Origin of the sequence: Micromonospora tarapacensis (assembly GCF_019697375.1) — a bacterium.
GTDB classification, from domain to species: Bacteria; Actinomycetota; Actinomycetes; order Mycobacteriales; family Micromonosporaceae; genus Micromonospora; species Micromonospora tarapacensis.
Window position 1 is genome coordinate 637,301 of sequence record NZ_JAHCDI010000004.1, and the last position, 20,944, is coordinate 658,244.

Annotated in this window: 11 protein-coding genes and 4 pseudogenes; 12 read left to right on the forward strand and 3 right to left on the reverse strand. The window is 73.0% G+C overall.

From position 1 onward, the window contains the following. Positions 1-41: 41 nt before the first annotated feature. From KIF24_RS08960 to KIF24_RS08970, 3 genes and pseudogenes are all read left to right on the forward strand, one after another. Positions 42-2,777 carry a prenyltransferase/squalene oxidase repeat-containing protein gene (locus KIF24_RS08960; RefSeq protein ID WP_221083625.1) on the forward strand — a complete coding sequence of 912 codons (2,736 nt, stop codon included), beginning with the start codon at positions 42-44 and terminating at the stop codon, positions 2,775-2,777. Then, positions 2,774-3,163 carry a hypothetical protein gene (locus KIF24_RS08965; protein WP_221083626.1) on the forward strand — a complete coding sequence of 130 codons (390 nt, stop codon included), beginning with the start codon at positions 2,774-2,776 and terminating at the stop codon, positions 3,161-3,163. Before KIF24_RS08960 ends, KIF24_RS08965 begins: the two co-directional genes overlap by 4 nt. A 95-nt stretch (positions 3,164-3,258) precedes the next feature. After that, positions 3,259-5,364 (forward strand): annotated as a pseudogene (locus KIF24_RS08970) (transglycosylase domain-containing protein); the annotation flags it as partial. 258 nt (positions 5,365-5,622) lie between these two features. On the opposite strand, the pseudogene KIF24_RS08975 reads toward KIF24_RS08970, so the two are convergent. Further along, positions 5,623-7,478 (reverse strand): annotated as a pseudogene (locus KIF24_RS08975) (thiamine pyrophosphate-requiring protein). Positions 7,479-7,894: 416 nt separating this feature from the next. On the opposite strand from KIF24_RS08975, the gene KIF24_RS08980 reads away from it, so the two are divergent. From KIF24_RS08980 to KIF24_RS08995, 4 genes and pseudogenes are all read left to right on the forward strand, one after another. Continuing rightward, on the forward strand, positions 7,895-8,167 hold the full coding sequence (locus KIF24_RS08980) for a hypothetical protein (RefSeq protein WP_221083627.1): 273 nt from the start codon (positions 7,895-7,897) through the stop codon (positions 8,165-8,167). Further along, a complete protein-coding gene (locus KIF24_RS08985) occupies positions 8,148-8,732 on the forward strand; it encodes a DNA glycosylase AlkZ-like family protein (RefSeq protein WP_221083628.1) in 585 nt (194 codons plus the stop codon). Before KIF24_RS08980 ends, KIF24_RS08985 begins: the two co-directional genes overlap by 20 nt. Positions 8,733-8,805: 73 nt before the next feature. After that, complete coding sequence (locus tag KIF24_RS08990) at positions 8,806-9,642, forward strand: TrmH family RNA methyltransferase (RefSeq protein WP_221087257.1); 837 nt, start codon at positions 8,806-8,808, stop codon at positions 9,640-9,642. A 133-nt stretch (positions 9,643-9,775) separates the two neighbouring features. Continuing rightward, positions 9,776-11,755, forward strand: a pseudogene (locus KIF24_RS08995) (PucR family transcriptional regulator). A gap of 21 nt (positions 11,756-11,776) precedes the next feature. On the opposite strand, the pseudogene KIF24_RS09000 reads toward KIF24_RS08995, so the two are convergent. Continuing rightward, positions 11,777-13,130, reverse strand: a pseudogene (locus KIF24_RS09000) (hypothetical protein). A gap of 90 nt (positions 13,131-13,220) precedes the next feature. On the opposite strand from KIF24_RS09000, the gene murD reads away from it, so the two are divergent. The 5 genes from murD (at position 13,221) to KIF24_RS09025 (ending at position 19,399) form a co-directional block, all read left to right on the forward strand. Further along, on the forward strand, positions 13,221-14,570 hold the full coding sequence (gene murD, locus KIF24_RS09005) for a UDP-N-acetylmuramoyl-L-alanine--D-glutamate ligase (RefSeq protein ID WP_221083629.1): 1,350 nt from the start codon (positions 13,221-13,223) through the stop codon (positions 14,568-14,570). 157 nt (positions 14,571-14,727) lie between these two features. Next, positions 14,728-15,573 (forward strand): hypothetical protein, encoded by an 846-nt coding sequence (locus KIF24_RS09010; RefSeq protein WP_221083630.1) that lies wholly within the window; start codon positions 14,728-14,730, stop codon positions 15,571-15,573. 7 nt (positions 15,574-15,580) lie between these two features. Further along, entirely contained in the window at positions 15,581-16,510 is a 930-nt protein-coding gene (locus tag KIF24_RS09015; protein ID WP_221083631.1) for a hypothetical protein, read from the forward strand. Between the two features lie 100 nt (positions 16,511-16,610). Continuing rightward, positions 16,611-17,912, forward strand: a complete 1,302-nt coding sequence (locus KIF24_RS09020; protein WP_221083632.1) for an aspartate aminotransferase family protein — start codon at positions 16,611-16,613, stop codon at positions 17,910-17,912. Continuing rightward, entirely contained in the window at positions 17,909-19,399 is a 1,491-nt protein-coding gene (locus KIF24_RS09025; RefSeq protein ID WP_221083633.1) for a CoA-acylating methylmalonate-semialdehyde dehydrogenase, read from the forward strand. The genes KIF24_RS09020 and KIF24_RS09025 overlap by 4 nt, the downstream gene beginning before the upstream one ends. Here the strand turns inward: KIF24_RS09025 and KIF24_RS09030 are convergent. Continuing rightward, the gene (locus KIF24_RS09030; RefSeq protein WP_221083634.1) at positions 19,371-20,816 is read right to left on the reverse strand and encodes an acyltransferase family protein; all 1,446 of its coding nucleotides are present in this window, start codon (positions 20,814-20,816) and stop codon (positions 19,371-19,373) included. The genes KIF24_RS09025 and KIF24_RS09030 overlap by 29 nt on opposite strands. Positions 20,817-20,944 lie beyond the last annotated feature (128 nt).

Here is a 20,944-nt window from a genome sequence, read left to right on the forward strand (position 1 = left end):
CCGGTTGACCCAGGGTGAGCCGCCGGAGGGGGGATGCGCCGGTGCCGGATGGAACGCCCGGTGGCTGGAAGGCCCTCGGTGCCCTCAGCCCGGATGCCGACGCCTTCGAGGTGCTCGGGGCGGCGCGTCAGGATCTGCTCGCCCAGGCGTCGCTGCCCGAGGGCCGGCGGGCGGCCCTGCACGTCTTTCCCGAGGTGACCGTCGAGTTCGCCGGCGGGGTCCACGGGCTGGTGGTGCGGGTGGACGCACCGGCCGAGCCGCTACAGGTGTGGCTCTCCGAGGCGGCGGTGCGGGTCGCCAGCGCCTCGATGTCGGTCGGCGTCACCCCGTTGGTGCTGCTCAGCTACGCGTTGGCCGAGTGGGGTGAGCCGCTGGGCGCGGGGTGGCGGCCCAAGCGGGTGGGGCACGCGCAACTGCCGAATCAGACCACGATGGACTACTACGCCCGGCTGCACCGGATCACGCCGGGTTCGAGCAAGGTCGACGAGATGCTGGAGGCCGGGCACGACGTGGTGGTGGTCGGCGACCACGGCTGCGGCAAGTCGGCGCTGGTGGCAAACGTGGTGGAGCAGCGGTTGGCCGGCGGCGACGGGGTGGTCTGGCTGAACCTGAGCGACCCGGCGGACGGGCCGGCGTCGATCGTGCTGGCGATGCTCGAGCAGGAGCGCAGCAGCAGCGGGGAATACCTGCTGGTGCTGGAGAACCTGCACGCGAACCTGCCGGTGCGCAACGAGCTGTTCGACTGCCTGGAGCGGCTGCGCAGCGATTTCGGCCTGCGTCTGCAGGTGCTGGCGACGAGCTGGAAGTCGGCGGCGGAGATCCTGCGGCGGGGCGAGCCGACGCGGGCGCTGACCCCGGTGCTGGCGGAGGGGCGCGAGCTGGTCAGCCAGCTGCTGGTGGACAGCGACATCGACGAGGCACGCCGGCCGAGGATCCGTGATCTGGCGCGCGACGACGCGCACATCGCGCTGACCGCGATCGACCTGTCCGGCACGCTGGGTCGGGTGCCGACGGAGGCGGATCTGGAGGAGTACTACACCCGCGAGGTGACCGGGGCGGGTCAGCAGGAGGCGCTGTACCGGTTGGCCTGCCTGGGGGTGCTGGAGCTCCAGATGGCGGTGCGCGAGGCCGGGCACCTGCGCGAGCCGTTGCAGCAGCTGCGCGATGCCGGGCTGGTGTACCAGATCGACGGTGCCTACCAGATCGGGTCGCGGCGGCGCGCGCAGCTGGTGATGAACCGGGCCCGCAACCAGTGGGACGCCGACCGGCGGTGGCGTCGCCCGGAGCGCATCGTCTGGACGCACCTGCAGCGCGGCGGCGAGCGGTTGATGAAGGCGACGTTGGGCCGGCTGGACAGCCTCATCTCGCCGGACGAGGTCCGCCGGGACCGCCTCTACCTGCTGACCACCTGGGAGACGCTGATCCGGCTGGGGCGTTCGTTGAGCCAGCGCAGCGCGGACGACCCGACCTGGGGCGACAATCTGGGCGCCGCGGTCTTCGCCGCCAGCGCCCTGCATCAGCTCAACCACGACGACGCGTGGTGGGCGATCGCCGAGCGGGTCCGCGCCCGGTGGACCTACGACGCCCCGGGGTGCACGCTGCCCGAGCCGGTGGGTGCGGTGACCGCCGACGTCGCCGACTTCGCCGAGATCCAGCGGTCGATGGCCCAGGAGGACGCGCTGCTGAACGGGGCGCCGCACCTGGCGGGCATGACCGCCGACGAGGTGGACAGCGACCGGATGTACCGCAACTGGGTGTTGGGTCTGCTGCTGGGGTTCGAGGGCTCGGCGCCGGCCCGGTTCCGGGATCAGCACCGCATCGACCAGTTGGTGGAGGTGGCGGCCCGGGCCCAGGAGGCCGACGGCAACTTCTACCCGGCGCGGGTGCCGTGGGTGACGGCCCGGGTGGTGCTCGGCCTGTGCCAGGCCAACCTGCGGGTCGATCACCCGGTGGTCCGCGACGCCGGCAACTGGCTGCTGCGCCGGGTGTCCGACGGCGGGCCGTTCGACAACTGGTGGCGCAGCGGCACGGGCACCTGGAACCGGGAGGAGGCCACCACCGCGATGTGTCTCAGCGCCCTGGTCCGCGCCGGGATGCCGATGCGGCCGGCGATGCAGACCGCACACACCTGGCTGATGGGGCGGGAGCGGGAGTGGACCGTCGCGGGTCGCGAGATCGACCTGTCGCAGGTGCTGGAGGCGAACCTGTTGTGCACGGAGGCCGCCAGCGTCACCCGCGAACACCTTCAGATGCTGTTCCAGCGCACCCGCACCGACATGAAGGCGCCCACGTTGCTGCCGAGCGCCCCGGAGGAGCGACTGCGCATCCCGTTCGTCGCCGCGCAGCTCGCCGACATCGTCTGGCGCATCGTGCAACTGGAGAGCCTGAAGCTCTACGGTGAGGTGCTCAACCACGGACGACCCGAACCGGCGGAGCCCCGGGAGCAACTGGTCGCGCCGGAGACCATCCCGACGGTGATCGGTGTGCCGCTGACCGAGCGCCAGTTGCAGGCATGGCGGCGGGGTGCCGAGCAGATCGAGAGCTTTCTGCGGGACCGGATCGCCAAGCGGGACGGCCCGATGCAGACGCCGGCGGTGCAGCGAGCGATCCGCGAGCTGCTTGACTTCCGGGCCGAGCTGGCCGCGCTCACCGCCGAACTCGACCGGGACGTCAGCATGGATCTGCTCGAGCGCGTCGACGGGCTGGGCCGGCGGATCTGCGGCGCGGCCTGGCCCGACCTGCCCTGGCCGGAACAGCCGACGGAGCCGACGCAGTGAGCGCCGCGATCCCCGCGCCGTCGACGCTGAACTTCCTGGCCGGGCTGTTCGCCGGAGCCGGGATCAACATGCTGACCTCGGTGTCGACCGGCCCGCCGGACCCGCAGATGTCCACCGCGAAGGTGGCGCTGGACTCGGCGCTCTGGGTGGTCGCCGCCGCGTTCATGACCTGGGCGGCGCACCTGTTCCAGGCGGCGGAGCGCGAGGCCGACCTCTACATCGACCGGGACTTCAGCGAGGCGGAGAAGCAGGAGATCCGGCAGGAGTATCTTCGTCGCGCGCTGCGCCGTGCCCGGTTACCGCTGGGGATGACCACGTTGTCCCTGGTGGGCGCGGTGCTCCTGTTGCCCGGCTTCATCAGCTGGCACCGCTTGTTCGGCGGCTGACCAGCGCGGAGTCGGCTGGCAACTGACGGTGAATTGCCTGACAACCGGGCGATTGTGGTGGCCGGAAGGTGGCATTCGCGGCAATCCTGGGGACCATGGCCACCCCTACGCCGCTGTCGCGGCTGTTCACCGTCGTGCTGGCCGGCGTGCTCGCCGGCCTGGTCCTGGCGGTCGTCGCGCTCCCGGGCAACCTGCTGCTCGGCTTCGCCGCGCAGTCGGCGCTCGGGAACTACGCCGCGCTGCCGGACGCGCTGCGGACCCCGGCCACCCCGCAGCGGTCGTATCTCTACGCCAACGACGGCAAGACGTTGATCACCACGTTCTACGACGTGAACCGCACGGATGTGCCGCTGGCGGAGATCGCGCCGGTGATGCGGCAGGCGATCGTCGCCGCCGAGGACCGGCGCTTCTACGACCACGGCGGGGTCGATCTGCGCGGCATGCTGCGCGCCCTGGTCACCAACGTCACCGAGGGCGGCACCGAGCAGGGTGGCTCCACGCTGACCATGCAGTACGTGCGCAACGTGCTCAAGACCGACCCGAGCCGCACCGCCGAGGAGCGGGACGCCGCCACCGAGCAGACGGTGGTGCGCAAGATCCAGGAGATCCGGTACGCCAACGCACTGGAGCAGCGCCTCGGCAAGGACGAGATCCTCAACCGCTACCTCAACATCGCGTACTTCGGCTCCGGCGCGTACGGGATCGCCGCCGCGAGTCAGCGCTACTTCGCCAAGACGCCGGCCGAGCTGACCCTGGCCGAGGCGGCCCTGCTCGCCGGCCTGGTGCAGGCGCCCGAGGCGTACAGCCCGATCGACGGTGACGCCGAGGCGGCGCTCGTGCGGCGGGGGTACGTGCTGGACGCGATGGCCGAGACCGGGGCGATCACCGGCGAGCAGGCCGCCCAGGCCAAGGCCGAGGAGTTGACCCTGGACCCGAGCGAGCAGGCCAACGGCTGTGCCGCCACCGCCGGCGGTGGCGACGGGTGGGGGTTCTTCTGCGACTACCTGCGCCGCTGGTGGATCGCCCAGCCGGAGTTCGGCGACACCGTCGAGGAGCGGGAGCAGGCGCTGCGCCGGGGCGGCTACACCGTGGTCACCACGCTGGACCCGCAGGTGCAGGCCACCGCACAGGAGCAGGCCACCGCCGTCTACGGGTACGACAACCCGCGCGCCCTGCCGGTCGCCGCGGTCGAACCCGGCACCGGCCGGGTCCTCGCGATGGCGGTCAACCGGCACTACAGCCTCGACGACAACCCCGACGGGCAGGTGAACTACCCGAACACCGTCAATCCGCTGATCTCCGGCGGCGGCGGTGTCGCCGGTTACCAGGCCGGCTCGACGTTCAAGCTGTTCACGATGCTCGCCGCGCTGGAGTCCGGCCGGCCGCTGGCCACCGGATTCGACGCGCCCAGCCGGCTGCCCACCCGGTATCCGGCCGACGGGGAGAGCAGCTGCGACGGCCGGTGGTGCCCGGCCAACGCCAACCCGGAGTGGATGGACGGCTACCGGATGATGTGGGACGGCTTCGGCCGCTCGGTGAACACGTACTTCGTCTGGCTGGCCGAGCAGGTGGGCCCGGACAAGGTGGTGGAGATGGCCCAGCGGCTCGGCATCACCTTCCGCGCCTCGTCCGACGCGGACTTCGCCGAGAACGACGCGGCCGACTGGGGGGCGTTCACGCTCGGGGTGGCCGCGACCACTCCGCTCGACCTGGCCAACGCGTACGCCACCGTGGCCGCGGAGGGGACGTACTGCGCGCCGGTGCCGGTGGTGTCGGTGACCGCGCCGGACGGGCAGCGGCTACCGGTCGGCGACCCGTCCTGCCGGGAGGCGCTCGACCCCGACGTGGCCCGCGCCGCCACCGACGCGGCTCGCTGCCCGGTCGGTCAGCAGTCGGCGTTCGGGCAGTGCAACGGCGGCACGGCCACCAGCGTGGACCGCATCCTCGACGGCCGTCCGGTGGCCGGCAAGACCGGCAGTTCCGACCGGGCCGCCACGGAGAGCTTCGTCGGGTTCACCCCGCAGGTTGCGGTCGCCGGCATCGCCGCCAACCCCGACGATCCGACCGACTCGGTCGGCGCCGCGGTGCAGGCCCGGGTGATCGACGCGGTCGCGCGGATCATCGACACCGCTGTCGACGGCCAGCCGGAGCAGGCGTTCACCGCACCCAGCCGCGAGCTGGTCGGCACCCCCGCCGCCCCGCCGAACGCGACCCCTTCACCACCACCGACCGCCGCCGCGCCGCCGACACCCCCACCCCTGGCTCCAACCCCGAGGCTGACCCACCCACCCCACCCACCCACCACCACCCCACCCCACCCCCGTTCTCACTCCGTTGATCATGAAGTTAGCGGGGAGTTCGATCTCGAAAAGCCCCGCTAACCTCATGATCGACAGGGCTGGGGCTGGGGCTGGGGCTGGGGCTGGGGCTGGGGGTGGGGGTGGGTGGGGTGGGTGGGGTTAGGAGCGGGTGCGGCGGGGGCGGTAGGTGGTGACCACGCTGGGTAGGCCGCGGCGGACGATGCCGGCCCAGTCGGTGTCGCCGCGCAGCACCGCCGCCGCCGTCTTGCGGGCCTGGTCGACGGTGAAGTGCGGAGGCATCATCAGCTCGGCCGGGTCGACCAGCGCGTTGATCACGGTGGGCCGGTCGGCGCGCAGTGCCCGGTCCCAGACGTCGGACACCTGGTCGGGGTGGTCGACCAGTTCGCCGCGCAGCCCCAGCACCTCACCCCACTGGTGGTACGCGATGTCGGGCAACTGCTGGCTGTCCGGGAACATCGGCGTGCCCTCGGTCGAGCGCTGCTCCCAGCTGACGAACGCCAGGTCCCGGTTGTTGAGCACCAGCACCACGAACCGCGGGTCGGCCCAGCCCCGCCAGTACTTGGCCACCGTGATCAGTTCGTTGATCCCGTTCATCTGCATCGCGCCGTCGCCGATCAGGGCCACCAGCGGGCGGTCGGGGTGGGCGAACTTGGCCGCTAGGGCGTACGGCATGGCACCACCCATGGACAGCAGGGTGCCGGACAGGCTGGCCAGCATTCCCGGCCGGACCTTCAGGTGCCGGGCGTACCAGGCGGTGGTGGTGCCGCAGTCCACGGCGAGCATCACGTCGTCGGGCAGCCGCTCGCTGAGGCTGGCGAAGAGCAGCTGCGGGTTGACCGGGTCGGCCTGCTGCTCCGCCAGCTCGCGCTGCGACTGCCGCCAGGCGGCGGTGGCCCCGGCGATGGTCTGCCGCCAGCGGGTCGGCCCCGCCCCGGGCCCAACTCGCGCAGCAGTGCCCGCAGGGTGGGCGCGGCGTCGCCGGTCAGGTTCACCTCGGTCGGGTAGCGCAGACCGAGCAGGGTGGCGTCGTGGTCGATCTGCACCGCCCGAGCCTGGCCCGGCGGCGGGTAGAACTCCGAGTACGGCATGTTGCTGCCGACGATGAGCAGCCGGTCGCACTGGTTCATCAGCTGCCAGCTGGGCCGGGTGCCGAGCAGGCCGATGGCGCCGGTCACCCACGGCTCCCGGTGGTCCACCGCGGTGAACCCGAGCAGCGCCGTCGCCACCCCCGCGCCGAGGCGGTGGGCCACCTCGCGTACCTCGTTCTCGGCGCCGAGGGCACCCTGGCCGACCAGCATCGCCACCCGCTCGCCGCTGCCGAGCACCTCGGCGGCCTGCCGGACGTCCGCCTCCGGTGGCACCGTCGGGCCACTGCTCGGCACGCTGCTGGTGTGGTAGTAGCCGTGCGCGTGCGGCGGGTTCGGCATCGCGTCCAGGTCCTGCACGTCGAGCGGCAGGACCAGCGCCGTGACGGTGCGCCGGGCCAGCGCCGTCCGGCAGGCGCGGTCCACCAGGTGCCGGACCTGGGACGGGTGGTCGAGCTGGGCCAGGAACGCCGCGGCGACATCCTTGTAGAGGGCGAGCAGGTCCACCTCCTGGTAGTAGCCGCCGCCCTCGGCGGTGAGCGCGGTGTGTCCCACCAACGCCACCACCGGTTGGTGGTCCAGCTTGGCGTCGTAGAGGCCGTTCAGGGCGTGGATGGCACCCGGCCCACTGGTGACCAGCACCGCACCGATCGGCCCGCCGCCGTACTTGACGTGCGCCGAGGCGGCGAACCCGGCGGTCTCCTCGTGGCGCACCTGGACGAACTGCGCCAGCTCGTGGGTGCGTTGCAGGGCCGAGGTCATGCCGTTGATGCCGTCGCCCGGGAAGCCGAAGTACCGGCGGACGCCCCAGCAGGCGAGTCGCTGCACGACGTGGTCCGCGACCGTGGCCTCGCGGGGCAGGGGCCACGGGTCGGCCGGCACGAGAGTGCGGGCGTGGTCTGCGCTCATCGGGTACGCCTTTCCGGCCGGGCTACTCAAACGGAGTGGCCCGGTATTCCCCGCATCTTCCTGGCGAAACACCCCAACCGGGATAGACCCGGCCTGCCGGAAGTGCCCGGCACTCGTACCCCTGACGAGGCCCCGTGCCGTGGGGCCTTGTCAGGGGTACGCGGGTCAGGCGCGCCTGGCGGAGCGGACGAACGACCGCCAGGCGGCGCGACCTCCACCATCTCGACCCGCACGACGGTCCCGAGCCCCGGGCACTGTTCGACCGTTTCCTCGCCGGGGTCCGGCGCGGCCGGTGAAGTGTCTGGACACCGCACCAGGGTCGGCGGCATGGTCGCTCACCACCTGACGAGGGACGAGGCCCGCCGGATCGCGATCCACGCCCAACTGCTCGACGCCCCGCGCCCGACCGGACGCTGGTGGAGACCGTGGCCCACATCCGGCCGCCGTGCGACCTGCCCGCCGTGCTCGCCGAGGCCCGGGCCGAGACCCACCCGTCCAGCCGGGCCTGGATCGAGGAGAACGAGTCGTTCCGCCGCGACATCCTGGCGCTGCTGGCGGAGCGGGGACCGCTGCTCTCCCGGGACATCCCCGACACGAGCGTGGTGCCCTGGCCGTCGACGGGCTGGACCAACAACCGCAACGTCACCAAGATGCTCGAATTGATGGCCCGTGGCGATCTCAGGCCGTAGGGGGCGGCAGCGCTACTGGCACCTACCCGAGCGGGTCTACGGCGCCGAGCAGCCCGAACTCGCCCTCGACGTCGCGATCCGGGTGCGCAACGAGCGTCGGCTCGCGGCGCTCGGCATCGCCCGCTCCGGCGGCACCCTGACCCCGGGTGAGTCGCCATTCGTCGGCGACGCCGGTGAGGAGGCGGTCGTCGAGGGCACGCCCGGCACCTGGCGGGTCCATCCGGCGTACGTCGGCCTGCCGTTCGAGGGGCGCACCGCGCTGCTGTCCCCCTTCGACCGGCTGATCCACGACCGGGTACGCGCCGAGCAGCTGTTCGACTTCGAGTACCTCCTTGAGATGTACAAGCCTCGGGAGAAGCGCCGCTGGGGCTATTTCGCCCTGCCGGTCCTGCACGGGGATCGGCTGGTCGGCAAGCTGGACGACACCGCCGACCGCAAGGCCGGCACCCTGATCGTCAACGCCGTGCACGAGGACGTCCCCTTCACCGGTGCCATGGCCGCCGCCGTCCGCGCCGAGATCGAGAACCTCGCCGCCTGGCTCGGCCTCACGGCCACCGGCTGTTAGGCGTCTGGCTCACCGGACACGTTCCACCCGACCGGATCGTCGCGCGGGGTGGGATCCTGCCCGTGATGATGGGCTGAGGTGGGTCCGGCAGAATCGGCGGGTGCCCGTCCACCTGATCACCGAGCCCGACGACGAGCGGATCGCCGACTACCGCGCGCTGACCGACGTCGAGTTGCGGACCCGCTGGGAGCCGCCGCACGGCCTGTTCATCGCCGAGGGTGAGCTGGTGCTGCGCCGGGCGCTGCGGGCCGGCTACCCGGCCCGGTCGTACCTGGTCGACGCCAAGCGGGTCGACCAGCTCGCCGACCTCGACACCGGCGACGCCCCGGTCTACGCCGCGACGCAGGACGTGCTGCGGTCGGCCACCGGCTTCCACGTGCATCGGGGTGTGCTCGCCTCGTTCCGGCGCAAGCCGCTGCCGACCCCCGCCGAGGTGCTGGCCACTGCCGGACGGGTGGTGATCCTCGAAGACGTCAACAACCACACGAACCTGGGTGCCATCTTCCGGGCGGTGGCGGGACTCGGCGTGGATGCCGTGCTGCTCTCGCCCACCTGCGCAGACCCGCTCTACCGGCGCAGCGTACGGGTCAGCATGGGCGAGGTCTTCGCCGTGCCGTACGCAAAGCTGGAGCCGTGGCCGGCGGCGCTGGCCGAGGTGCGGGCCGCCGGGTTCACCGTGCTGGCCATGACCCCGGCCCCCGACGCGGTGCCGATCCAGCGGCTGGCACCGGCCCACCGAGCCCGTGCCGCGCTGCTGCTCGGCGCCGAGGGCGCGGGGCTGACCGGGGCGGCGATGGCGGCCAGCGACGTACGGGTGGTGATCCCGATGCGCCGCCGCGTCGACTCGCTGAACGTCGCCGCCGCCACCGCCGTGGCCTGTTGGGAACTGGGCCGCGACGACCCCTGTTAGTCCGGACGCCGTCGAGGCCCTCCGCCCCCGTCGCCGCCGGCCGGGCTGCTCTCCGCCGGGCCGGGCCGTCTGGCGGCTCTCCGCCGGGCCGGACGGTCGAGGTGCGCGGTGAGCTGCGGGTACCGTGTCGCCCGTGTTCCCTACCGTCCGTGAGGTCCTCGCGCTGGACCCGGTCCGCCACGGCGCCCCGCGCCTGGTCGCCGGGGAGGCCGGGTTGGACCGCCCGGTGCGCTGGGTGCACGTCGCGGAGGTGCCCGACATCGCGACCCTGCTCGGCGGCGGCGAGCTGGTGCTCACCACGGGCATCGGGCTGCCCGGCGACGACGCCGGGCTGCGGGCCTTCATCGGCGAGTTGGCGGGCGTCGGTGTCTCCGGGCTCGTGGTGGAACTGGGCCGCCGCTACCCCAGCGAGGTACCCCGGGTGATGGTCGCCGCCGCCGAACGCCACGGCCTGCCGCTGGTGGAACTGCGCCGGGCCACCCCGTTCGTCCGGATCACCGAGGCGGTGCATGCGCTGATCGTGGACGCCCAGCTCACCGAGCTGCGCGCCACCGAGGAGATCCACCAGCGGTTCACCGAGCTGTCGGTGGAGGGTGCCGACCCGGGGGAGGTCCTGCGGCAGGCCGCCGAGCTGTCCGGCTGTCCGGTGGTGCTGGAGAACCTGTCCCGGCAGGTGCTCGCGTACGACCCGGCGGGGGAGAGCGCCGAGCTGCTGCTGGACGGATGGGAGCAGCACTCGCGGCGCATCCGGCCCGCCGGCCGCACCGCGTACGACGGGGACAGCGGCTGGCTGGTCACCATGGTCGGTGCCCGGGGGCAGGACTGGGGCCGGCTGCTGCTGCGCTGGCCGGGCGGGGTGAACTGGCCGCCCCGGGGCGCCCGACCCGACCGGCACCGGCGTACCGGCCGTCGCGGCGCCGCCCACGCGGCTGACCATCCTGGTCGAGCGGGCGGCGTCCACGCTGGCCCTGGGCCGGCTGATCCGACGCGACGCCGAGGGACTGGAGCGGCAGATCCACCGGACCCTGCTCACCGCCCTGCTCGACCACTCCCGCCCGGTGGATGAGGTGGCGCTGCGGGCCCGGGCTCTCGGGGTGGTGCTGGAACGTCGGCACCTCGTCGGGGTGGTGGTCCGTTACCGCGCCGACGACACGGCGGCGGAGGGCGGTCTGCTCGCGGAGGCGGGACCCACCGGTGAGGCACTCGAGGCGGCTCCGGACGCCGGCCCGGCCCGGCTGCGGGACCTCGCCGAGGCCGTCGGCCAGGCGTTGCGCGAGGCGCACCTGACCGGGCTGACCAGCGCCGTGGACGACCAGGCGGTTGGCGCCCTGCTCGCCCTGCCCGATCCGGCGGGGAGGGGCGGGCGCTGTCCGCCTTCGCCGCCGCGCTGCGCCGGGCCCGCCCCGACCTGCACACCCGCCCCGATCCGCGGGCCCGTTCCGAGGCGCAGGCCCGGTCCGACGGTGCCGCCCGGTCCGATGGTGCCGCCCGGTCCGACGGTGTGGTCCGGTCGGAGGGTGTGGTCCGGCCCGACGGTGCGGTTCGGGCGAACACGGCTCGGCCGCGTCCCGGCGGTGGCCTGCTCATCGCCGCGGGATCCGGGGTGGGCAGCCTGCGGGAGGCGCGCCGCTCGCTGATCGAGGCCCGGCAGGTCGCCGACGCGGCCCGCCGGGATCGGCGAGACCTGCCGGTCTTCCGGTTGCCGCACGTCGGGCTCGCCGGTCTGCTACATCTGCTGCGCGACGAGCCCCGGGTGCAGACCTTCGTGGAACGGCAGCTCGGCGCGTTGCTGGCACACGACGCGCAGCACCACCGGGAGCAACTGCTCGGCACCCTGCGGGCGTACCTGGAACAGGGCCGGAACAAGTCGGCGGCGGCTGCCGCGGCGCACCTGTCCCGGCCGGCGTTCTACGAGCGGCTGGCCCGCATCGGCCGGATCCTCGACGTCGACCTCGACTCCGTCGACGCCTGCCTCTCCCTCCACGTCGCCCTCCTGGCCCTAGACGCCATCCGCACCCCTAACCCCCACCCACCCCCACCCGGCCGCGATCATGCAGTTGTGGCACCTGACAAAAGGCGCAGACGGGGCGAAACAACTGCCACAACTGCATGATCGGCGGAAAGGGGGCGGGGGTTAGGGGGTGAGGGTTTGGAGGGTTTTGGTGTAGGTGGGGGGATGTGGTGGGGGGCGGTGGAGGGGTGAAGGTGTCGGAGGTGGCGGCGGTGGACCAGGCGGTTTCCGGGACGGCGGCCACGAGTGCGCGGACGACGGGGGCGTGCCGCCAGTCGGGCTGCTCGGCGAGCAGGCTCAGCGCCACCACCGACTCCTCCACCTCGCCGACACACTCGAACGGCTTGTGCCCGTCCACGCCCAGTAGCTCGCGGTAACCGGGGATCTGCGCCTCGTCGGCGAGCAGGTCCCCGCCGAAGATGTGGGTGATCCGCTCGCGGGACATGAACGGCGCCAGAGCGAGGAAGACGAAACGGCACTTGGGGCAGTCGCGGCACCACCGCTCGCTGGCGTCCCGGAGCTTGAACGCCGCGTTGCAACTGGTCACCACGTCGTCGTAGCGGTCGATGCCGGCGAACAACCGGGCGATGTGCAGCTCCGACAGCGGGCGCAACAGGGAGAAGTACGGCTCGGCCAACCCGGCGTGCTCCGTCAGGGCCGCCCGTAGCAGCCCCTCGGCCACCACGCCCTTGGACCACTGGTGGTTGATCTCGTGACCGTTCCAGATCAGGTTGGGGTCCGACGCCGAGCGCTCGTTGGACATCACCACCGGACCCAGCCCGTGCAGCACGGCCGTGGCGACGGCGATCAGCGAGTTGATCGCGGTGACCGGGATGTGCCCGTTGCGGGCGCCGGCCGCGTTCAGGTCGAACAGCACCGGGTCGATGCGGCGCCGGGCCGCGAGCGGGGCGAGCCCCGAGGCCTCGTTCACCGCCGTGATCACATGGTTCGGGTTGACCGAGAAGGGCACCGGGTCGAGACCCGCCCGGCGCAGCGCCTCCAGGCTGACGATCGAGTCCTTGCCGCCGCCGACCGCCGACAGCGGGCGCCGGTCGGAGTTGTCGTACTCGGCCGCGGGCTCGACCCGGCCGGCCGGCACCCGCGGGGTCAGCTCCAGCACGTACGGCAGCCGGTTGCGGTACGCGTACTCGGCGAGGCCCTCGGTGTAGACGGCCGTGACGAACTCGACGGCGGCCGGGCCGAGCGGAGCCGGCAGCAGCAGCTGCCCGGGCGCGACGGTCTTGTAGTAGCTGACCCCGGCCACGACGTGCAGCAGCTCCAGCACCCGGCCCAGCGCCGCCACCGCGGCGTCCGACGGGGACTCCGCCGGCACCGCGAATGTGATCACCTCGGTGAACCGCTGCTCGCCGTCCGGCCCGGTCAGGGCGTAGTCGAACAACGCCTCCCCGGTGGCGAGGTCGATCGAGTAGGACGGGAAGGTGAAGGCGTCCATCCGCCGGAGCTGCGTGTTGGGCACACGCCATACTAGGCCCTGGTTCGTCCGGCCGTGCCCGGCTCTGCCGGACCCTGCCCGTGACCATGCCGCCGCCGCATCCGAGGAGAGCCCGTGCGCCTGTCTGACCTGCGCGGACGTAAAGTCGCCGTCTGGGGAGCCGGCCGGGAGGGACGGGCTGCGGTGACCGCGATCGCCGCCCACGGCCCGGCCGACCTGGTCGCCGTCGACGACAGCGCCAACTTCCTCTCGCTGCCCTGGGACGGGCCGCTGGCGGAGGCCGCCCCGCTGATCACCGGTGAGGAGGGCTTCGCCCGGCTGGCCGCCGCCGACGTGGTGGTTCGCTCGCCGGGGGTGCCGCAGACCCATCCGTGGCTGGTGGAGCTGCGTCGCCGGGGCGTGACCGTCACCCAGGGCACCTCGCTGTGGATGGCCGACCACGGCGAGCGCACCATCGCGGTGACCGGCAGCAAGGGCAAGAGCACCACGTCGAGCCTGATCAGTCACCTGTTGACGGCGGTGGACCGGCCGAACGTCTTCGGCGGCAACATCGGCGTGCCGACCCTGGACCTGCCGGAGGCGGAGCTGTACGTGTTGGAGCTGTCCAGCTACCAGTGCAGCGACCTGACCGACTCGCCGCGGGTGGCGGTGGTCACCGCGCTCTTCCCCGAGCACCTCGACGCGCACGGCGGCGAGCGGGAGTACTACCGGGACAAGCTCAACCTGCTCGCGTACGGCCCCCGCACGGTGGTGGTCAACGGTGCGGACCCGCGGCTGGCGTTCGAGCTGGGCGATCGGGCTGCGGTGCGCGCCGGCACGGCCGACTCGGTGAGCGTCGCCGCCGGCCCGGACGGTACGCCCTGGTTCCACCTGGTCGACCAGCCGCTCTTCCCCCGGGCGGTGCTGCCCCTGGTGGGCCGGCACAACGAGGGCAACCTCTGCGTGGCCCTGGCGGTGCTGGCCGCGCTCGGCGTGGATCTGGTCGACCGCAAGGACACCCTGGCCGTGGCGGTCGCCGAGTTCCAGGGTCTGGCCCACCGGCTGACCGAGATCGCCGACCCGTCGGGGCTGACCTTCGTCGACGACACCCTGGCAACCAGCCCGTACGCGGCCATCCACGCCATCGACGCGTACGAGGGGCGGCCGTTGACCGTGATCGTCGGCGGCAACGACCGGGGTGTCGACTACGCCCCGCTGCGCGACCACCTGGCCGAGCGGGAGCTGACCGTGATCGGCATTCCGGACAGCGGCCCCCGGATCCTCGGGGCGCTCGACGGGCTGCCGAAGGTGCGTACCGAGCTGGTCGAGGACCTCACCGAGGCGGTGCAGCTGGCCCGGCGGGTCACCCCGGCCGGCGGTGTGGTGCTGCTGTCGCCGGCCGCGCCGAGCTACGGCCGGTTCCGCAACTTCGAGCACCGCTCGGAGGTCTTCGCCGAGGCCGTCCGCGCCACCGCCCCCGCCTGAACCCGGTGCCCCGGCCGGCCTGTGTCGATCATGACGTTGTTGCCACCCTCTGTCCGATTCTCCTGGTGACAGCTTCATGACCACGGCGGGCGCCGGAGGCCCGGGCTGGTGGTCGGGAGGTTCTACGCTGACGGGAGTCGCTGCCCGGAGGTGGTGGATGGTCCAACTGCTGCGCCGCCCGCGTACGCACGCGGTCGGCATCGCACGGCTGATGGCATACACCGACCCGATCGCACTGATCGGTGTCGCCCTGTCGATCTCGCTCTCCGTGACGCTCGACCTGACCGGCGCCGCCACCGGCGTGGAGTCGTTGCTGGCCGGTCTGATGGGCATCACCATCTCGTTGCTGGTGGACTCCATGGCCCGGGCCGAGCGTCGGTTCCAACTGCGGGCGCTGCTGGCCGGCCCGCACTGGCTGGTGCGGGCGGTCCCGGAACTCGCCACCGCCGCGACCGAGGCGGTCGACCGCCATCCGGGCACCCGGGTCGCTGAGGAGACCCGGCGTCGGTTCGAGCGGTTCCACGCCGACCTCGGGCAGCTTCGTCAGGGACGCATCCTCCGACCCGGCGAGGACTACCAGGACATGCTCGGCGCCACCCGGGACTGCCTACGGCAACTGGAGGCGCTCACCAACGTGCTGCCCCGGTTGGCCTGGTGGAGCGGTGACATCGGCCGGCGGTACTGGTCGGAGAACCTCGCCGCGCTGGCCCGGGGCGTGCAGATCACCCGGGTCTTCACCTACACCGAGTTCTCCGACGAGTTGGCGGAACTGGTGGCGACGCAGCGCCGGGCGGGCGTGCGGGTGGGTCTGCTGTCGACCGTCGCGGTCCCGGCCGACCTGCACGTCAACCTGATCCGCTGGGACGGCACCGCGTGCTGGACGGCCGGCATGAGCGCGCACGGCGAGATCAACGAGCACCGGTTCTCGGTCAACGCCGTCGACCTCGCCCGGGCCGACGAGACGTTTCAGGCGTGCCTGAGCCGGGCCACCTTCGACACCTGACGAAGGGGTGACCGCCCAGGGCGTACTGCTGGTGACCGCGGTGGTCTGGGCGGTGAGCCTGATCCGGCCGGTCCGGTGGCGGGCTCTCGTGGCCGCGTTGCCGCTGCCGATGACGGTCGCGCTGCTGGCCACCGGCCGCCCCGTCGACGGCACGCAACTCGTCGGGGTGGTCGGGCTCAACCTGTTCTTCGGCGTCGTGGCGCTGACGCATCACCGGTTCCGTTGGCCGATACTGTTGGCCGACCTGACGGGTGTCGCCGGCTACGTCGCGCTCGCGGCGGCGCTGGGTCCGGTCGCGCTGCCGTTCGGGCCGACGGTGGCCGCCACGGTCGCCCTCTGGCTGCTCGCCATGCTGGCGCTCCGCCGCCTGCCAGGACCCGACCCACCGGCGGACCCGGCCGACCCACCCCGCGACCCGCCGGTCGGTGCCGCCGACCCGGCCCGCGAGGCCAACACGCTGCCCGCCGACCCGCTCCGCGATCCGGCGGTGACGACCGCTGCAGCGGTGCGCCACGCGGCGACCGGAGGCGGCGGGCGGCGGCCGGCGGGACACGGTGCGCGGGTTCCGGCGGTGGCCCGGCTGCTGCTGATCCTCGCCGGTGCGGTGCTGACCGGCTTGCTCGGCCAGGTGCTGCGCGGGCTGGTGGTGACCTTCCCGTACGCCGGGGTGCTGGTCGCGGTCGAGGTGCGGCGGGACCTGCCGGCCTTCTGCCGGCACTTCGCCCGGAACAGCCTGGCGCTGCTCGGGTTCCTGGTCGGGGTCCGCCTGGGCCAGGACGCCTCGGTCGCGGTATCGCTCGTCGTCGGCTGGGTGGGCTTCGGTCTGGTCGCCGCGGCGCTGCACCTTCCCCGGTATGAGCGCGGAAAACGCTACTCAGCTACTCGTTCGATCACCGGAAGCGTGGTGATGCCGCGAGACAGCGACGGAAAGCGTTGACGTGTTGTCAACGTTCCCGGGGCATCGCCGGACAGTCTGGCACTTGTCCCGGCAGTGAAGGTGGTGAAAGCGTTCGGTAACGCGAACCGAAGGGGCGACGATGACCGCCGACGACCTGCTGGCCCGGCACCGGGCCGTGCTCCCGTCCTGGATGACGCTCTACTACGCCGAGCCGATCGAACTCGTCAGCGGCGAGGGCCGCCGGGTCACCGACGCGCGGGGCCGCTCCTACCTGGACTTCTTCGGCGGGGTGCTGACCAACTCGCTCGGCTACGACATCGCCGAGGTCCGGGAGGCGGTGCAGCGGCAGTTGGCCACCGGGATCGTGCACACCTCGACGCTCTACCTGATCCGCCAGCAGGTCGAGCTGGCCGAGAAGGTGGCGCGGCTGTCCGGCATCCCCGACGCCCGGGTCTTCTTCACCAACTCCGGCACCGAGGCCAACGAGGCGGCGCTGCTGGCCGCCACCAACTACCGCCGCTCGCACCAGATCCTCGCGGTGCGCAACAGCTATCACGGCCGGACGTACGCGACCATGGGGGTGACCGGCAACCGCAACTGGTCGCCGACGGCACTGAACCCGCTACAGGTCGCCTGGCTGCACTCGGGAGAGCGGCTGCGCGGCCTGCTGGCCCGGCTGCCCGAGGCCGAGCGGGTCGACGCGGCGGTGGAGGACCTGCGCGAGGTCCTCGCCACGCAGACCAGCGGGGATGTGGCCTGCCTGATCGCCGAGCCGATCCAGGGGGTCGGCGGCTTCGTGCACGGCCCCGACGGGCTGTTCGCCGGCTGGCAGAAGGTCCTCGACGAGCACGGCATTCTGCTCATCTCCGACGAGGTCCAGACCGGCTGGGGGCGTACCGGCGAGCACTTCTGGGGCTACCAGGCGCACGGCGTGACCCCGGATCTGCTCACCTTCGCCAAGGGCATCGGCAACGGGTTCGCGTTGGCCGGGGTGGTCGGTCGGTCGGAGGTGCTGGAGTCGGTCCCGGCGATCAGCTTCTCCACCTTCGGCGGCAACCCCGTCTCCACCGCCGCCGGCAACGCGGTCCTGGACTACCTGCTCGAACACGACCTGCAGGCGAACGCCGCCCGGGTTGGCGCGATCCTCGGTGACGGCCTGCGCGACGCGGTCGCCGGCCTCGAACAGGTCGGTGAGGTACGCGGCAAGGGCCTGATGCTCGGTGTCGAGTTCGTGCGCCCCGGCAGCGGCGAGCCGGACCCGACGCTGGCCGCGCAGGTGTTCGAGGCGTGCCGGGAGGGCGGACTGCTGACCGGCAAGGGCGGGCTGTACGGCAACGTGGTGCGGATGGGGCCGCCGTTGACGCTGACCGAGGAGGAGGCCCGCGAGGGCCTGGCCATCCTGGTCGAGGCGATCCGTTCGTGCGTGGGTGGTCGGGCGTGAACCTCCTCGGGCACTTCATCGACGGCAAGCACACAAGCGGCACCTCGACCCGGCGCGGGGACGTCTTCGACCCGGCGACCGGCCGGCGTACCGCCGAGGTGGAGCTGGCCTGCGCCGCGGACGTCGCGACCGCGGTCGAGGCCGCCGAGCGCGCGGCCCGCACCTGGCGGGACGCGTCGCTGGCGAAGCGGACCGGGGTGCTGTTCGCCTTCCGCGAACTGGTCCGTGCCCGCCGCGACCGGCTGGCCGAGCTGATCACCGCCGAACACGGCAAGGTGCTCGCCGACGCCGCCGGCGAGGTGCAGCGCGGGCTGGAGGTGATCGAGTACGCCTGCGGCATCCCGTCGGCGTTGCGCGGCGGCTTCAGCGAGAACGTCTCCACCGAGGTCGACTCGTACAGCCTGCGGCAGCCGCTCGGCGTGGTCGCGGTGATCAGCCCGTTCAACTTCCCGGTGATGGTGCCGCTGTGGTTCGTCCCGGTGGCCGTGGCCGCCGGCAACGCCGTGGTGCTCAAGCCGAGCGAGAAGGACCCGAGCGCGGCGCTGCTGCTGGCCGAGCTGTTCGTCGAGGCCGGCCTGCCCGACGGGGTGCTGAACGTGGTCAACGGCGACGCCGAGGCGGTCGACGCGTTGCTGGACCACCCAACGGTCCGGGCGGTGTCGTTCGTCGGTTCCACCCCGGTCGCCCGGCACGTCTACCAGCGCGGCACCGCGGCGGGCAAGCGGGTGCAGGCGCTCGGCGGTGCGAAGAACCACATGGTGGTGCTGCCCGACGCCGACCTGGACCTGGCCGCCGACGCGGCGGTCAACGCCGGGTTCGGTTCGGCGGGGGAGCGGTGCATGGCGATCTCGGCGCTGGTCGCCGTGGAGCCGGTCGCCGACGAGTTGGTGGCGCGGATCGCGCGGCGGCTGGCCGGGTTGCGCACCGGCGACGGCCGGCGCGGCTGCGACATGGGCCCGCTGGTGACCGCCGGACACGCGGCGAAGGTCCGTTCCTACGTGGCGGCCGGCGTGCTGGCCGGCGCGGTCCCGGTGGTGGACGGGCGGGGCGTCCGGCCCGACGGCGATCCGGCGGGCTTCTGGCTCGGCCCGACCCTGTTCGACCACGTCACCCCGGACATGTCGATCTACACGGACGAGATCTTCGGCCCGGTGCTGTCGGTGCTGCGGGTCGGCTCGTACGACGAGGCGGTGGCGTTGGTCAACGCCAGCCCGTACGGCAACGGCACCGCGATCTTCACCAACGACGGTGGCGCCGCCCGGCGCTACCAGCACGAGGTGGAGGTCGGCATGGTCGGCATCAACGTCCCGATCCCGGTGCCGATGGCGTACTACTCTTTCGGCGGCTGGAAGTCGTCCCTCTTCGGTGACCTGCACGCGCACGGCGCCGACGGCGTCGCGTTCTTCACCCGGGGCAAGGTGGTCACCAGCCGGTGGCTCGACCCGCGCCACGGCGGGGTCAACCTCGGCTTCCCCACCCAGACCTGAGCAGGCGCAGGGCGCCCGCGCCGGCCAGGTACGCCACCAGTGCGGCGACGGGCAGCCCGAGCGGCTCGGGTGCGGTCTTCGCGGTGGCGCCGTTGGCCGCCAGGGCGTACACCACGGCGGCGAAACCGGCGACGCTGAGCACGCCGCGACCGATCGCCCACCGGTTGCCCGGCCGTCCGCCTCCCCGCGGTCCGGTGTCGTCCCGCGGCCGGGTGGTCTTGCCGGCCGGGCCCGGTTCCGGTGGCCGCCGCGCCGTGGAGCGACCGGTGCGGGCCTCGATCGGGCCGAAGATCGCGACCAGGATCGCCAGCACCACCGTCAGCATCAGCACCCAGGGCAGCCGCCACGCCCACCAGGCCGCGGAGCCGGCGGCCGGGGTGGGCAGCGCGCCGAGCCCGTGCAGCGCGCCGATCAGCAGCACCGCCGCGCTGAGATGCCACAGGAACACGGTCAGCACGACCGAGTTGACGGCGATCACCGCCTGCCACGGCCGGCTGCCGTGCAGCCAGCGTTCGGCCCGCTGGCGCAACAGCAGGATCAGCCCGAGCTGGGCGGTGGCCACGGCCAGCAGCGCCACGCTGGGCGGCGCGGCGTTGGCCAGCCGCTGGCCGGGCAGGTTGATCATGCTCACCGGGTACGGGCCGGGGCCGGTCAGCAGCACCGCCAAAGCGAGACCGCCGGCGAGCATCGCCCACGCCGTTCCCGGCGACATCGGCAGGCACCGGGTCCGGAGCCCGAGGCCACCGCCCGGGTGGCAGTTCCCCTGGCGGGCGTCGTACCAGGCGAAGCCGAGCTGGTGGACGGCCAACCAACCGAACAGGTAGCCCGGCAGCGCCAACCAGGCCGGGCCGAGCGTCCGGCCCAGGTCCCCCGCGGCCACCAGCAGCACCAGGACCAGCGGCACCAGCAGTCCGAAGCGTCGGTGCAGCGCGTACATCGGCGGGGTCAGCGGCACCACCGCGAGGTAGGCGGCGAGGAACCACAACGGAATGGTGGCGAACCAGACGATCGGGCGGACCTGATCCGGTTCGGCACCGGCCAGCCGGGCGACCAGCGCGCCGCCGGCGAGCACCAGCACCAGCGCGGTGGTGGGTCGCAGCAGCCGGGCGCTGCGGCCGAGCAGCCAGCCGACCGGATCACCGCCACGGCCGCGGTGCGCGGCCAGCGAGGCGGCGTTGGCGTACCCGCCGACCAGGAAGAACACGGGCATGACCTGAACGGCCCAGGTCAACGGGTAGGCCCAGGAGATCGCGGTCAGCGCCGAGTGGCCGTCGGGCCGGCCCTGCTCGTCGTAGTAGACGGCCGCGATCGCCCAGTGGCCGAGGACGACCAGCATGACGGCCAGCGCCCGGAGCAGGTCGAGGTAGCGCTCCCGGGTGGCCGGCGTCCGGGCGGCGAGTCGGGCCAGGCGGCGCATGGCCCGAGCGTATGCCAGTCGCCGCGACGGCCGGAGCGATAACCGCTGCGGTGCGTCCGCGGTCCCGAGCCGCCGCGCGAACCCGCGTGCACGAAGATCGTGTTCGTTGCGGGATCGAGTGGTCCTGG